The 13,664-nt window shown below is 38.5% G+C and carries 14 protein-coding genes and 1 tRNA gene; 12 read left to right on the plus strand and 3 right to left on the minus strand.

What is annotated here, in order from left to right:
* Nucleotides 1-77: 77 nt before the first annotated feature.
* Nucleotides 78-485 (minus strand): hypothetical protein, encoded by a 408-nt coding sequence (locus tag OD355_RS12170; RefSeq protein ID WP_263038764.1) that lies wholly within the window; start codon nt 483-485, stop codon nt 78-80.
* 251 nt (nt 486-736) lie between these two features.
* Nucleotides 737-1,585, minus strand: a complete 849-nt coding sequence (locus tag OD355_RS12175) for a BadF/BadG/BcrA/BcrD ATPase family protein (protein ID WP_263038765.1) — start codon at nt 1,583-1,585, stop codon at nt 737-739.
* A gap of 154 nt (nt 1,586-1,739) precedes the next feature.
* Here OD355_RS12175 and OD355_RS12180 point away from each other — a divergent pair, with 154 nt between their 5' ends.
* From OD355_RS12180 to OD355_RS12210, 7 genes are all read left to right on the plus strand, one after another.
* Nucleotides 1,740-3,269, plus strand: coding sequence for a S41 family peptidase (locus OD355_RS12180; protein ID WP_263038766.1), 1,530 nt, complete (start codon nt 1,740-1,742; stop codon nt 3,267-3,269).
* Between the two features lie 79 nt (nt 3,270-3,348).
* A tRNA-Asn gene (locus tag OD355_RS12185) sits at nt 3,349-3,422 on the plus strand.
* A 577-nt stretch (nt 3,423-3,999) separates the two neighbouring features.
* Complete coding sequence (locus OD355_RS12190; RefSeq protein WP_263038767.1) at nt 4,000-4,839, plus strand: hypothetical protein; 840 nt, start codon at nt 4,000-4,002, stop codon at nt 4,837-4,839.
* Between the two features lie 40 nt (nt 4,840-4,879).
* Entirely contained in the window at nt 4,880-5,593 is a 714-nt protein-coding gene (locus OD355_RS12195; RefSeq protein WP_263038768.1) for a hypothetical protein, read from the plus strand.
* A gap of 372 nt (nt 5,594-5,965) precedes the next feature.
* Nucleotides 5,966-6,385: a hypothetical protein gene (locus OD355_RS12200; RefSeq protein WP_263038769.1), complete on the plus strand. Its 420-nt coding sequence runs from the start codon at nt 5,966-5,968 to the stop codon at nt 6,383-6,385.
* A 411-nt stretch (nt 6,386-6,796) separates the two neighbouring features.
* Nucleotides 6,797-7,183 (plus strand): VOC family protein, encoded by a 387-nt coding sequence (locus tag OD355_RS12205; RefSeq protein ID WP_263038770.1) that lies wholly within the window; start codon nt 6,797-6,799, stop codon nt 7,181-7,183.
* A gap of 409 nt (nt 7,184-7,592) precedes the next feature.
* Nucleotides 7,593-8,003, plus strand: coding sequence for a hypothetical protein (locus tag OD355_RS12210; protein WP_263038771.1), 411 nt, complete (start codon nt 7,593-7,595; stop codon nt 8,001-8,003).
* A gap of 335 nt (nt 8,004-8,338) precedes the next feature.
* Here the strand turns inward: OD355_RS12210 and aspS are convergent, their stop codons facing one another.
* On the minus strand, nt 8,339-10,159 hold the full coding sequence (gene aspS / locus OD355_RS12215; protein WP_263038772.1) for an aspartate--tRNA ligase: 1,821 nt from the start codon (nt 10,157-10,159) through the stop codon (nt 8,339-8,341).
* A 203-nt stretch (nt 10,160-10,362) separates the two neighbouring features.
* Here aspS and OD355_RS12220 point away from each other — a divergent pair, with 203 nt between their 5' ends.
* The 5 genes from OD355_RS12220 (at nt 10,363) to OD355_RS12240 (ending at nt 13,644) form a co-directional block, all read left to right on the plus strand.
* Entirely contained in the window at nt 10,363-10,728 is a 366-nt protein-coding gene (locus OD355_RS12220; protein WP_263038773.1) for a SpoIIAA family protein, read from the plus strand.
* Between the two features lie 230 nt (nt 10,729-10,958).
* Nucleotides 10,959-11,132, plus strand: coding sequence for a hypothetical protein (locus tag OD355_RS12225; protein WP_263038774.1), 174 nt, complete (start codon nt 10,959-10,961; stop codon nt 11,130-11,132).
* Nucleotides 11,133-11,330: 198 nt separating this feature from the next.
* On the plus strand, nt 11,331-11,651 hold the full coding sequence (locus OD355_RS12230) for an ArsR/SmtB family transcription factor (protein ID WP_263038775.1): 321 nt from the start codon (nt 11,331-11,333) through the stop codon (nt 11,649-11,651).
* Nucleotides 11,648-12,142, plus strand: coding sequence for an SRPBCC family protein (locus OD355_RS12235; RefSeq protein ID WP_263038776.1), 495 nt, complete (start codon nt 11,648-11,650; stop codon nt 12,140-12,142). The genes OD355_RS12230 and OD355_RS12235 overlap by 4 nt, the downstream gene beginning before the upstream one ends.
* An 80-nt stretch (nt 12,143-12,222) precedes the next feature.
* Complete coding sequence (locus OD355_RS12240) at nt 12,223-13,644, plus strand: MATE family efflux transporter (RefSeq protein ID WP_263038777.1); 1,422 nt, start codon at nt 12,223-12,225, stop codon at nt 13,642-13,644.
* Nucleotides 13,645-13,664: the final 20 nt, after the last annotated feature.

Raw genomic sequence — 13,664 nt, forward strand, 5'->3', positions numbered from 1 at the left:
TGTAAAGCATTGAATTATCATTAAAAAAGCTGTCCTATTCAAAAAGACAGCTTTTCTTATTTCAGGTTATCCGCAGATTAAGCCGGATAAACTTTTCCTTCTTCTGTATCCAGATCATCCAGCTTGTCTTTCACATCTTCAGCTGCTGAGTCTACATGGCTTACGGCAGTATCTACACCATCCTTAACATCTTCAACAAGTTCTTCGCCTTTCAATTTACCTTTAAAAATCTCCTGCAGATATTTTTCAGCTTCAGCCCAGTTGTCTTTCAGGTATTCTGAACTTTTGGTTTTTAGTTCTGAAAAATAATCTTTGGCATTTTCTACAGTAGTTTCAGCCTGGCTTTTCAGATCGTTTGCTTTATCTTTTACAGCATTGATCATTTTTTCTTTTTCTTCATCGCTCATTGTTGCATACTTCAAAGCTGCTGCACCAGCGGCTGCACCTAAGAGGAAAGTTGCAATATCTTTTGGTTTAACTGACATAGTGTTTAATTTAGTTTTTAATAATTGTTTACTATTATAAACACAAAGAACATACCAAATTTTATGTGTGTATATTTATTCTTTTTCAGTTGCCACAAGGAATAACGATCTTTTTTTAGATTGAATACTCATTCGGTTGCTATAGATGGATAATCTTATGGCTATTCCGGATAAGAATTCCGGCCTGGCAAAATAAAGATTTTTCAACCCGGCATTTGCAGCACGTGTACATGAGGCCGAATGATTGCTGTTTATCTACGGGCACAATGATAATCAATCAGATTATCCAGGGGTTTGTGTACAATCTTTCCCAGCTCCAGCCCTGCCGCATCGCATAGATTTGCTATCACATCTCTGAAGCCGTTGGCAACACTTCCTACAAAATGCACCGGCATATTCCAGGACTCGCTGAACTTATAAAGGTGGTTATGTATAAAATCATTAATGCCGTCTTCAATAATATTTTCTATCATGTAATGGCCACGATTCTCAGCGAGGAACATGGTAAATGAAGCCAGGTAACGGTTTGCCATAGGTTTGCGGTAAACATTTTCTATGAGTTCATTTCTTTCAGTATGGAATTTTTCTTCAAACTTATGTTTCAGATCGGCATCGAAAATATCATACAGAAAATGTTGTATTACTTTTTTGCCGAAATAAGAGCCGCTGCCTTCATCACCTAAAATGTAACCAATGCCGAAACGGCTTTTTACGATCTTTTTGCCGTTGTAATAACAGGAGCTGGAACCCGTGCCTAATATGGAAACTACGCCTTTGCTATCGCCGCATGCAGATACTGCTGCTCCCAGCATATCATTAGAGACATGCACCTCTGCGTTTGGGAATAGTTTTTTAAAAGTTGCGGTAAGGTTTTTTACATTTTTCAGATCGCCCATTCCTGTGCCGTAAAACCAGATCTCCCCCGGCTGCTTTTTGGCAGACAAAGGCACCACTTCTTTTTGCAGAACATCTTCTACCTCGCTTGTTGAAAGAAAATAAGGGCTGAGACCAATAGTAGTTGTATAATTTTTCTTTTTATTATCTACAAGGCACCAATCGCATTTTGTTGAGCCACTGTCTGCTATTAGTTTTACTGACATGTATATTTTTCTTTGAAGCTTAATAATTATCTAATTTATAATTATTTCTGAATTAAGCAAAAAAATTAAATGTATATTTATTGTCTTAAAATATGTTACTGCTTAAATGCGATTTTTATAAGATATTCGCAGAAATTTTCAGCTGATAAAAATAATGAACACACCTAAACTGAAGATATGGCTGCCGCTACTCATAGCTTTGTCTATGATACTGGGTATGGCTATCGGCTATAAACTAAAAAAAGATACGACTACCAATACCTTTCTTAAGAATACATCTCCGTCATCATTAAACGAGATTACGCGCATCATTCAAAAGAATTATGTAGATGATATAGACATAAATTATGTGCGCAATAAAGCAGTATCTTCTTTCCTGAAAGAGCTGGACCCCTACTCTGCTTACCTTACACCTATGGAGGCACAGGTATTCTCGGAAGAAATGCAGGGCACATTTAAAGGCATAGGTATAGACTATGAAAAGATTGATGATACTATCAATATCTTCAGTATGACCTCCAAAGGCCCGGCAGAGATAGCGGGTATGAAAGTAGGCGACCACCTGATAAAATTAAATGGTATGGATGTGACCTATACCAACCAGCCTGGTTTTGACTTCCGTAAGACGCTGCGCGAGCAGATCAGGAAAAGTAATGAATTGTCTTTTACCGTTTCACGCAACCACAAAATACTTGAGATTCCCGTAATTGCTACCATTGTGCCACTTCCTTCCATAGAAGTAGCCTATAAGATTGATACCTCCATAGCATTGATCAAGCTCAGCAAGTTTTCAGAAACATCTTACAAGGAATTTATGCAGCATACAGAAACGCTTGCGGCCAAGGGTATGCAATCATTGATCATTGACCTGCGCGGCAATACGGGCGGCATTATGGAACAGGCATACCAGATAGCCAGCGAATTTTTTCCTGCTAACCGGCTGATCTTTTCTACCAGTGATAAAGCCGGCAAAAAAGATTATAAAAGTTTGCGCGACGGCATTCATAAAAACCTGCCGCTGGCAGTGCTGGTAGATGAAGCTACCGCATCTTCTGCTGAGATTTTTGCAGCAGTAATGCAGGACTATGCCCGGGCACCTATCATTGGCAGGCAGACTTACGGAAAAGCGCTGGTACAAAACCTGTTCAGGCTCAGCGATGGTGGAGCAGTGCGCATTTCTGTAGCCAGGTACTTCACGCCTTTGGGCAGAAATATTCAGAAGCAGTTTGGCAACGTTAATGATTCCTCCCAGCAAAAGAAAGAATTTGTAAATAAAGCCGGGCAAAAGCTTTATTCGCACGATGCCATTCGTCCGGACAGGTTTGTAGCATTTGATACACTGCATTTTCCGGAGCAGGTGCGCAACTTTTATGTGAACGGTTCACTGAACCAGTTTGTTTACAAATATTATATTGCCAACGCTGAAAACTTGCACCGGTACACTTCACCGCATGACTTCTGTAAAAGATTCCAGACATCTGACAATGACTGGAAAAATATAGAGCTGTATGCATTGAACAAGGGTTATGATATTTCATCGCTGGCTCCTGTTGCCAGACAGGAACTGCTGGATATGTTCAAGGCTTTTTTAGGCAGGCAATTGTGGCGCAATGAGGGCTATTTCATTATCAGCAACTATACCAATGCTACGGTAAAAGCAGCCGTAGCTGAGTTAAAGAAGTGATGTATATGGGTTTTTAAAAAAAGCTTTAGTTTTTTTTGGAAAGAATTAAAATGCTTTTATATTTGCACTCCCAAAGCATTCCTCAGTAGCTCAGTTGGTTAGAGCATCTGACTGTTAATCAGAGGGTCACTGGTTCAAGTCCAGTCTGAGGAGCAACATGAAAGCCTTGTAAACACTACGTTTCAGGGCTTTTTTGTTTATCAGGCGTTTATGCATTTTAAAAATTTGCCCCACAGTTTGCCCCTCAAAATTCATTTTCTCTTATTTTTAGTGAAAAGTATTAAAAATTCAATTAACCTGCTCATAAGCTCTTCGTGATTTGTAATCACGGAGCAGTATCGCGAGATTTCAAATCTCCCGATAGCTAATTCGACATTGCAAATGTGGAATAGCAGGTATAGCAGGCAATCTATTTCTTAATTATCTTCCACACTGGCGCAAGCGTCCGCTTGTGCCAGTAATGCACGGATAGTCCGCTCTTAGAGATGTCCCGCAAGGCCCCCTACTCTTCGTGATTGTAATCACGGAGCAGTATCGCGAGATTTCAAATCTCCCGATAGCTTATTCGACATTGCAAATGTGGAATAGCAGGTATAATATAGTATATTTGGAATAGTTAATGTCATAATGTGAGCAATAAATTATCTTCTTTGTGATTTGCAAATGTAGAATAGCGGGAAAATCTACCTACCTATAATGAAATGCGTATTCAAAATATATTTTTTATAAAATGATAATAAATAAAGGATATACCTCATTGTTATTTGTGCTTTTGATTGCTTACAGTTCATTAGCTCAGACGAATTACGATGCAATATTATTTGCTTCTCATTACGTGGAGGTAGACCTAAGAAATGATATAAAGTCTCCCGCTAAGCGAATTATCAAAACATCTTTCAATTCTCAAAGAAAAGCAGTGTCGTTCAAAGAACTGTTAATACTTTCGAAAGATGGAAGATTGACCGAATATAAACAGTTTAATCCTTCAAAATTGATATTAGAATGTAAATATCAATACAATGATAGAGGCTTATTATCAGAACAAGATTGTCAATATGTCGATGCTCCAAATTATCAAGAAAAAAAATGTAGAAAAGATTCTTTTATATATCATTACAATAATTTTGATATTATTACAGGAGCAGAACATTTTGAGAATGGTAAAAAGATATATAAAGCTGACTCCATAGTTTTGAACAAAAACTTTGTTATCCAAAGCTATAACAGAACACTTTTTTGGATGTCAAATCAAAACATAAACGAACCATATCAAAAATGCACCTTAAAGTATACGAATAATAACAGGATTTCATCCATCCTTATTTCTTACCTTGAACAAAATAAAAGTAAAAATTATATTTTAAGGTCTTATAGTTACAATAATTATAGATTTATAAATGAATACAAAGAATCTATTGTTAGTGATTTATTTATCAACGGCCCGCAAAAATATGAGAAACATGAAAAGTATGAATATGAAGTTGATAAAAAAGGTAATTGGGTAAAAAAATTTAGGATAGAAAATTATAAAAAACGATTGGTGGTGAAGAGAAAGATCTATTATTATTAAAACACATAGCGCCCGATATGTACACTTTAAATTAAAAAAAATGAATATACTTCAATTGTTTAATCTGTTTATAATTTGCTTTGTGGCTTTTACCTCGTGCAGCAAGGACGAGTACGAGAGAGAGCTTAAACTCGACCAAGATCGAATTTCGATCTGGATTGGGCAACAAGATTCAATAAAAATTTTCTCAGATCCTACCTCGTTAGTTGTGGAAGCAGATGACAGAACAATAGCATCTGCGATTATCAAAGGGCATACAATTATCATTAAGGGTACTAAACCAGGAAAGACAATTTTACATCTGAAGAATAATTCAAAATGTTTAAAGTCAATAAATGTTTTCGTCAGCACTTTTTCCGGGTACTGGGAAGAGGTGGAGGTGCCCCAAAAATATCTATTTGAGGCAATTGTTGAAGCCAACGATAAAGAATTAGCTGAAGAGCTGAGACAACAACTATGGAAGTCAGCCGTACTTCTTATTCGAACCGTATATGATTTTCATTCTGAATCGGATGAGCTGGAGGTTAAGATGAGAGACGGTTCAAGGGTGAAGGGCACTTATCATTTCGATAATGAGAATCTAACAATGAATTTTAATAATAACATACAGCTTTACAAAGTCGGGTATCTGGGTTCTACAAAAATTGTGGAATTAACACAAGATCTTACTGAAATTTATAAAACTCAATATCCGGAAGCAGGGATTAGTAAAGTCTTGGTAAGACGCTATATCGCAAAACCTCTTTATTTATAATTATAAAAAATCATGAAAGGTATAGAAACTATTACATAATATTCCACCTGCTCTTCGTAATTGCAAGTACTACCCCGCTCTTTGTGATTTGTAATTACGAAGCAGTATTGGTAGATTTCAAATCTCCGGGATGCCGCTACACTGGCGGAAGCGTCCGCTTGTGCCAGTAATACGAAAATCTGTAACAGTTCTTTGAACAAAATAGCCTCCCCGCTCTTTGATTAATCGAGGAGACGTACCGGGAGATTTCAAATCTCCGGATAGCTTATTCGACATTGCAAATGTCGAATAGCAGGATTATCCTTCTAATAATACTTCAACATTAGGAAATACGAAACGGTAAAAATATTTCAAGAGTAAATACTGTATAATATGAATTTAAAAAAATTTCTTATTGTAAATATACTATCATTTGCTTGCATCAATACAAATGATAAAGCAATATCATTGTCAAATATTAAAGACGTATACTATATTGATAGTAGTAATTATATTGAAATTATAAATCACTCTAAAAACATAGTTTACTACTACATTAGCTTGGATTTTTATCAAGATAGTGTATACAAAGAGTTGATAACAGATATCGCCAATCCTTTTTCTAAAGCAACAGCGATTAAAACACTAAATTCTGACGAAAAAAAGTACTATTTATTTGATTTAAAGAAATTCTCTCGTAATTATGATAATTTATATGAATTTGAAAAATATAGGTTAAGAGTGATATATGGTAGAAACTTTAATAATATAACGAGCGAATATTATTCCCCCAGCTTTAAAATAAAAAAATAGCCCCGGCTCCCCACACTGGCGCAAGCGTCCGCTTGTGCCAGTAATGCACGAATAGTCTGCTCTTAGAGATGTCCGGCATGGCCCCCTACTCTTCGTGATTTGTAATCACGAACCGTATCGGGAGATTTCAAATCTGCCGATAGCTTATTCGACATTGCAAATGTGGAATAGCAGGTATAGCAGGCAATTTATTTCTTAATTATCTTTCAATAGTATGATATTATATTTTATAGTATATTTGGAATACTTAATGTCATAATATGAGCAATAAATTATCTTCTTTATGATTTACAAATGTAGAATAGCGGGATAATGTGCCTGTCAAATATGGAAGAGAACATTTAATTAGTGCTATCAATATGCCTCGAAATGCGACCATATTGTAATTACGACCAACTAATAATCTGAAATATGGAACTAAAATCAATTTATCGTATAGAGGGGATTCAACCCATTCTAGCTGTGAGAGATATCACTGTGAGCAGAGCGTTTTATACTCGCATCCTCGGATTCACAGAAGACGAATGGGGTAATGATAATTTTACCAGTATTAAGAAAGATGGCGGTGCAATATATTTATGCCGTGGGGCACAAGGCCAATCTGGCACTTGGCTGTGGCTGGGCTTTGAAGGTAATATTTATGAACTATATGACCGATTACTTGCTGAAGGTGTACCAATCTTAATGCCGCCTACAAATTATCCTTGGGCGTTGGAAATGCATGTAAAAGATCCTGATGGACATGTAATACGCTTTGGAACTGACCCTGACAACAACAAGCCATTTGCAACCGAATGATATCACAAGGTATTTTGTTATAGGACAGATGTCAGCGCACATTAGTTACATTTTAGCCTATATATTTTTTAAAATGTAACCGTGTGGGTAAAGAGCCTGTCAAATACGGAAACAAACAATTAGATTTACGTCAATTATGGACCCCTACACTGGCGCAAGCGTCCGCTTGTGCCAGTAATGCAGATAGTCCGCTTTTAGAGATGTCCGGCAAGGTCCCTACTCTTTGTGATTTGTAATTACGAAGCAGTATTGGTAGATTTCAAATCTCCGGATAGCTTATTCGACATTGCAAATGTCGAATAGCAAGCTTGGAGTTGGTGTATCAATTTAAACAGAGGTGTTACTGTACAAAAAATAAGAGATTTGTCACCAGCAATAAAAAAACTTATAGGAAAATAATTCTTTTTTTATGACGAAGCAGAAACTTTTTATTATTATATATTTTTTTATTTGTTTTTCTACAGTTTGTATTCTAATAATTAAAGAAAACATTTTTTATTTAAATGCTGGGAAAGTAAATGAAGAGATAAGAATTGATACAACAAAAGTAACAAAGGCAAACACTACTATAAGAGGCGGTATTTATCTTAAAAATGTTGGTTTTTTAAATACAGCTTATAGTACTCTCATTACTAACCCCAAAAATTTTAAAAATTGGAAATTTAATGGACCAGAAATATCATTTAATGACATGACGTATGTACATACTTTAGATGATCTCCCTTTTCCTTATTTAATTTATAAAAATAATGACAATGATACTATATATGTTAATAAAGATACATTTGATTTATACTTTAAATTAGGAAATATAGAATAATTTTATTTCCCCCCACTGGCGCAAGCGTCCGCTTGTGCCAGTAATGCACGAATAGTCTGCTCTTCAGCATGTTCCATAGGGCATCTCTAACCGCCGCTCTTCGCGATTTGTAATCACGAAGCAGTATCGGGAGATTTCAAATCTCCTGATAGCTTATTCGACATTGCAAATGTGGAATAGGATTGCTTTTTGACTTAGCTAATTCCCTACACTGGCGCAAGCGTCCGCTTGTGCCCGTAATGAGTAATTTTACATTATAAAGTACAGCCACTAAAAAAACGTAATAGTACCGGATTTAGAGAATCAGCCTGTAAAATTAAACTGATCTTATTATCTTATTTCAAAGATAATCTCAATTCATCTAATTGTTTGCTGTCTATAGATGCTGGTGCGTCTATCATTACGTCGCGTCCGCTGTTGTTCTTGGGGAAAGCGATAAAGTCGCGGATGCTTTCGCTTCCGCCAAGGATAGCACAAAGCCTGTCGAAGCCGAAAGCAATACCGCCATGTGGCGGTGCACCATATTCAAAAGCTCCCAGCAGGAAGCCGAACTTTTCGTTGGCTTCTTCCCTGCTCATGCCCAGCGCATCAAACATTTTTGATTGTAACTCTTTCTGGTAAATTCTTATGGATCCGCCGCCGATCTCGTTGCCGTTGAGCACCATGTCGTAGGCATTAGCCTTGATGTTGGCATAAGGATGCTCAAGGTATTTTTCCGGGTCGGCAATCGCGGGATCATTGCTGATCATGGTTTCAATATCTGATGGCTTGGGAGATGTAAACGGATGGTGGCGCGCTACCCAGCGGTTGTTTTCTTCATTGTATTCAAACAACGGGAAATCCAGTACCCACAATAGTTTGAACTCATCATCTTTTCTCAGGCCCAGGCGCCTGCCCATTTCCAAGCGCAGTTCGCTCATAGCTTTCCGGGTACGCTCTTCCCTGCCGGCAAGTATTAAAATAAGATCGCCGGCTTTAGCCTCCGCCACATTGGCTATCTGCCGAAGCTTATCTTCTGTGAAAAATTTATCAACGCTGCTCTTTAAAGAGCCGTCTGCATTGTACCGGATATTTACCATCCCCATCATACCGATCTGCGGCCGTTTTACCCATTCTGTAAGTTCGTCCAATTGTTTACGGCTATATTCAGCTGCACCCGGCACGGCAATAGCCAGAACCGTTTCAGCATCATTGAAAACCTTGAAATCCGTTCCCGCAATCGTGCCGCTGTCTCCCTGTTTAGCAGGAAATACATAGTGTGGGAATTTCAGGTTGGCCAGCTTCATGCAGAAACGTATATCCGGTTTATCGTTGCCGTAATGCCACATAGCATCTTCCCAGGTCATTCTCTGCACCTGCTCGTTGTAGTCAATATTTTTTACATCTTTAAAGATCCGTTTTACCAGCCCTTCAAACATGCTGAGCACATCTTCCTGCTCCACGAAAGACATTTCGCAATCGATCTGTGTAAATTCCGGTTGGCGGTCTGCGCGCAGGTCTTCGTCCCTGAAGCATTTCACGATCTGGTAATACCTGTCGTAGCCGCTTACCATCAGCAATTGCTTGAATGTTTGCGGCGATTGAGGCAGTGCATAGAACTGTCCTTCATTCATCCTTGACGGCACTACAAAATCGCGTGCGCCTTCTGGCGTGGACTTTATGAGGAAAGGTGTTTCTATGTCCATAAATCCCTGTTCATGCAGGTAATTGCGCGTACTTCTTCCAACAGCATAGCGCAGTTCCAGGTTTTTCTTTACAGCATTTCTGCGCAGGTCCAGGTAGCGGTATTTCATACGCAGGTCATCGCCGCCGTCGGTATCGTCCTGTATGGTAAAGGGCGGCACTGCCGATTTGTTTAAAATTGTGAAAGAATCTACCAGCACCTCGATATCTCCTGTAGGAATATTTTTATTTTTATTGCTGCGCTCTGCAACTTTACCTTTTACCTGTAACACAAATTCACGGCCTAAAGGGTTCGAGTCTAACGTTGCTGTAAGTTCTTCGCCGAATAATAATTGTGTAATGCCATACCTGTCGCGCAGATCTATGAAAGTAATGCTCCCGAATTTGCGTATGGTCTGCACCCATCCGGCCAGAACAATGTCTTTATCAACTTCTGAAATTCTTAATTCACCACAATTGTGTGTACGATACATCTGTAAATATTTAGTGTGGCAAATATAGAATTTATTAGCCGGTTTTTCAGATGCTGCGGGTATAATATACTTATGAAATGTGCATAAAATTTTTCGAGTTAATTTTACCAAACACGATGAAAATTTTATGGCAAATTCCATCTGCTCTTGTTTAGCACAATTATTGTATTAACAATGAAAATTTTAAATCTAAATTATACAACATGCTACAACCTATTGCAAATGCTCCCGAAAATATAGTTGCCTACCAGGCTATAGGAGAAGTGACTAAAGAAGATTTTGACAGAGTAATGCGCGAGGCAGATGAAAAGATCGCCAAATATGACGAGCTCAATTACCTGCTGAAGCTGGACACACCCATTAAAAACTTTACGTTCAGCGCCTGGATGAATGATGCCTGGTTCGGTATCAAAAACCTGACGAAATGGAACCGCTGCGCCATTGTGACGGACAAAGAAAGCATTCAGAAATTCACGGAAATTTTCAGTAAAGTAATGGTCGGCGAGTTTCGCGGTTATGACCCGGAAAAACTCCAGGAAGCTATGGAATGGGTGTCGAAGGAAGCGTAATGCTTATACCACACATTCTTTCTAATAACGCTCCTATTTATTGGTATGAGTAAGCGATTTCACGTTTATCTTGACAAGGTTATTGTTGTTCATTCCTGATACTAATAGTACGACCGCGAGGAAAATAAATTACCGGATTATTATGATCTATAAATTGAAGGCTTTCCGTAAGAAGGCCTTCTTTTATTTTTAACAAAATCCCTGCTGATACAAGCCGTTTCAAAATCAATATGCAAGTTTTGGCTAACCTGCGCACCCTTATTCTTACAAAAAGTAATAAAGTAAGGAAATTGGAAATCATTATCAGTACATTCAAAGATTTGTGCAAATGTGAAAACATCAGCGATGTATATACCCGTCAGGACTATTATGCTTACATAACTGTTGCCGGAAAAGCCGGGTAAGGATTACCAGCTTTAGTGCGCGGTAGTTTGATCAAAAAATTTACAGCCTACTTATTCACTAAGGCTAATTTATAAATTGATTTTTTTAAAAACTTGCCCTATGGCAAGAAATAACAAAAATTAAAACTATATTTTGCGCAACCAAATAATTGCGTTTATATTTGCAACCAATCAGTTTCACAATGAATTTCGAAGCAAATGAGAAGAGATGTTTTTCAGGCCATAGCCGATCCTACCAGAAGATCCATTTTAGTACTGTTGGCATTTCAGTCAATGACACCCACTGCAATAGCCGCACATTTCAATTCCTCAAGACAAGCTGTATCCAAACATCTGCGTATTCTTACAGAATGTGCATTAGTTACACAGGAAGCAAACGGCAGAGAAATCCATTACTCTCTGGAAGTGGAGAAAATGAAAGAGGTTGATCAATGGATGGAGCAATTCAGGAAATTATGGGAAAACAGGTTTAATCAATTAGACAATGTATTATTAAATCTTAAAAAACCAAAAAAATGAGTACAACCAAAACAATCGTCACCAAAGATGTGACAGCAAAAAAAATTACAGTATCCAGGGAGTTTGATGCACCTGTAAGCCTGGTATGGCGTGCATACACCGATAGTGAAATACTTGACCAGTGGTGGGGCCCAAGTCCATGGAAAGCCAAAACTAAAAGTATGGATTTCAGGGAAGGCGGCCAATGGCTTTACGTTATGACCGGCCCGGATAAGGAAGAGCATTGGTCATTGATGCAATACATAAAAATCAACACTGAAAAAGATTTTAGTGCAAACGACGCTTTCTGTGACGAAAACGGGAACATCAACACGGAGATGCCGGGCTCGAAATGGTTTAACAGGTTTATTAAAACTGATAATGGTACTGAAGTAGTCGCAGAGCTTAGTTTTGAAACGAAAGAACAAATGGACGAATTAATTAAAATGGGTTTTGAAGAAGGTTTTAAACAGGGTCTTGAACAATTACAAGCATTATTGCCAAAATTATAATTTTGCAAATAACAGGTTGTTTAATTTTTTTTTAAAAAGCTGATTTACCTGCAATAATCTTTTACCTTTTTAACAAATTAATGAATACTATTAAAAACACCCGCCGCATAAGCGAATATATAGCCATCGTTATCAGGTCGCTTAAAGGCGAAGAACTTGATTACACAAAGATTGGCATTACTACAGGCGTCATCATGCTTGCTATACCCATGATGCTGGAAATGATGATGGAATCTGTATTTGCCCTGGTGGATCTGTATTTTGTCGGGCATCTTAAAGAAAGCAGTTTTGCCATACAAACGGTTGGTTTAACAGAGTCTGTGCTCACCATCATGTATTCCATAGCTATTGGCATGAGCATGGCTGCAACTGCGGTTGTATCCAGGCGCATTGGCGAAAAGAACAGGGAAAAGGCTGCAAACAGTGGGGCTCAGGCTATTTTGGCCGCATCGGTTTTGACCATTTTGCTAAGCATTACAGGAGTTATTTATGCTAAGGATATTTTATTGCTGATGGGCGCTTCGGAAGAAAGCGCGGCGTATGGAACTAATTTCACTCGCATTATGATGGGCAGTAGTATATCCATTATGTTACTGTTTCTTATCAACGGGGTATTTCGCGGGGCGGGTAATGCAGCAATAGCCATGAAAAGCCTTTGGGTGGCCAATATTTGCAATATTATCCTTTGCCCGATCCTGATCAAAGGTTGGCTCGGGCTTCCTGCCTTAGGGTTGACAGGCGCCGCCATTGCTACTGCCGCAGGTAGAACTATCGGTGTATTGTATCAACTCTATCATCTGTTTTATGGTAAAGGAGTAATAAAAATAAAACTGAAGCATTTTGTGCCGGACATGCCAATCATAAAGGGTTTGATAAAGATTGCCACACCCGGAGTATTTCAATTTGTGATCGCTTCCTGTAGTTGGATCGTATTGGCGAGGCTGGTAGCTATAACAGGAGGCGATGAAGGTTCTGCCGGTTACCAGACAGCCCTCAGGCTGATGATGTTTTTTATGTTGCCTGCCTGGGGTTTAAGCAACGCCGCATCAACATTAGTCGGGCAGAATTTAGGTGCAGGTAAACCTGACAGAGCAGAAGCTTCAGTAATGAAAACCGTCTGGTTCAATGTGATCTACATGGTAATTGTAAGCCTTGTTTTTTTCATGATGGCGGGCGTATTGGTGTCGTTTTTTACCGAAACGGAAAGTGTAAGCCGGGTTGCAAGAATTGCGATGTATATCATGGCTGCCGGTTTTATTTTTTATGGTGTAGGTATGGTGATGCTGAATGCATTTAATGGCAGCGGGGATACCCGCACACCTACTTGGATCAACTTTTTCGGTTTTTGGTTATTGCAGATACCGTTAGCTTACCTGTTGGCGCAAAAACTTGATCTGGGGGAACGCGGCGTTTTCATAGCCATCCCTGTTTCGGAAGCAGCTATTACCATTGCATCGTATATTATTTTTAAGAGAGGCAGGTGGAAATTGATAAAGGTGTAGCATGCTGTCAATTCCACATT

Origin of the sequence: Haoranjiania flava (assembly GCF_025631005.1) — a bacterium.
Lineage (GTDB): Bacteria > Bacteroidota > Bacteroidia > Chitinophagales > Chitinophagaceae > Haoranjiania > Haoranjiania flava.

What these genes read in the sequence shown, in the direction of transcription:
- OD355_RS12175 (WP_263038765.1), bottom strand. Translation starts at nt 1,585, where the DNA reads ATGTCAGTAAAACTAATAGCAGACAGTGGCTCAACAAAATGCGATTGG.
- OD355_RS12230 (WP_263038775.1), top strand. Translation starts at nt 11,331, where the DNA reads ATGAGAAGAGATGTTTTTCAGGCCATAGCCGATCCTACCAGAAGATCC.
- OD355_RS12200 (WP_263038769.1), top strand. Translation starts at nt 5,966, where the DNA reads ATGAATTTAAAAAAATTTCTTATTGTAAATATACTATCATTTGCTTGC.
- OD355_RS12190 (WP_263038767.1), top strand. Translation starts at nt 4,000, where the DNA reads ATGATAATAAATAAAGGATATACCTCATTGTTATTTGTGCTTTTGATT.
- OD355_RS12225 (WP_263038774.1), top strand. Translation starts at nt 10,959, where the DNA reads ATGCAAGTTTTGGCTAACCTGCGCACCCTTATTCTTACAAAAAGTAAT.
- OD355_RS12220 (WP_263038773.1), top strand. Translation starts at nt 10,363, where the DNA reads ATGCTACAACCTATTGCAAATGCTCCCGAAAATATAGTTGCCTACCAG.
- OD355_RS12195 (WP_263038768.1), top strand. Translation starts at nt 4,880, where the DNA reads ATGAATATACTTCAATTGTTTAATCTGTTTATAATTTGCTTTGTGGCT.
- aspS (WP_263038772.1), bottom strand. Translation starts at nt 10,159, where the DNA reads ATGTATCGTACACACAATTGTGGTGAATTAAGAATTTCAGAAGTTGAT.
- OD355_RS12170 (WP_263038764.1), bottom strand. Translation starts at nt 485, where the DNA reads ATGTCAGTTAAACCAAAAGATATTGCAACTTTCCTCTTAGGTGCAGCC.
- OD355_RS12180 (WP_263038766.1), top strand. Translation starts at nt 1,740, where the DNA reads ATGAACACACCTAAACTGAAGATATGGCTGCCGCTACTCATAGCTTTG.
- OD355_RS12240 (WP_263038777.1), top strand. Translation starts at nt 12,223, where the DNA reads ATGAATACTATTAAAAACACCCGCCGCATAAGCGAATATATAGCCATC.
- OD355_RS12235 (WP_263038776.1), top strand. Translation starts at nt 11,648, where the DNA reads ATGAGTACAACCAAAACAATCGTCACCAAAGATGTGACAGCAAAAAAA.
- OD355_RS12210 (WP_263038771.1), top strand. Translation starts at nt 7,593, where the DNA reads ATGACGAAGCAGAAACTTTTTATTATTATATATTTTTTTATTTGTTTT.
- OD355_RS12205 (WP_263038770.1), top strand. Translation starts at nt 6,797, where the DNA reads ATGGAACTAAAATCAATTTATCGTATAGAGGGGATTCAACCCATTCTA.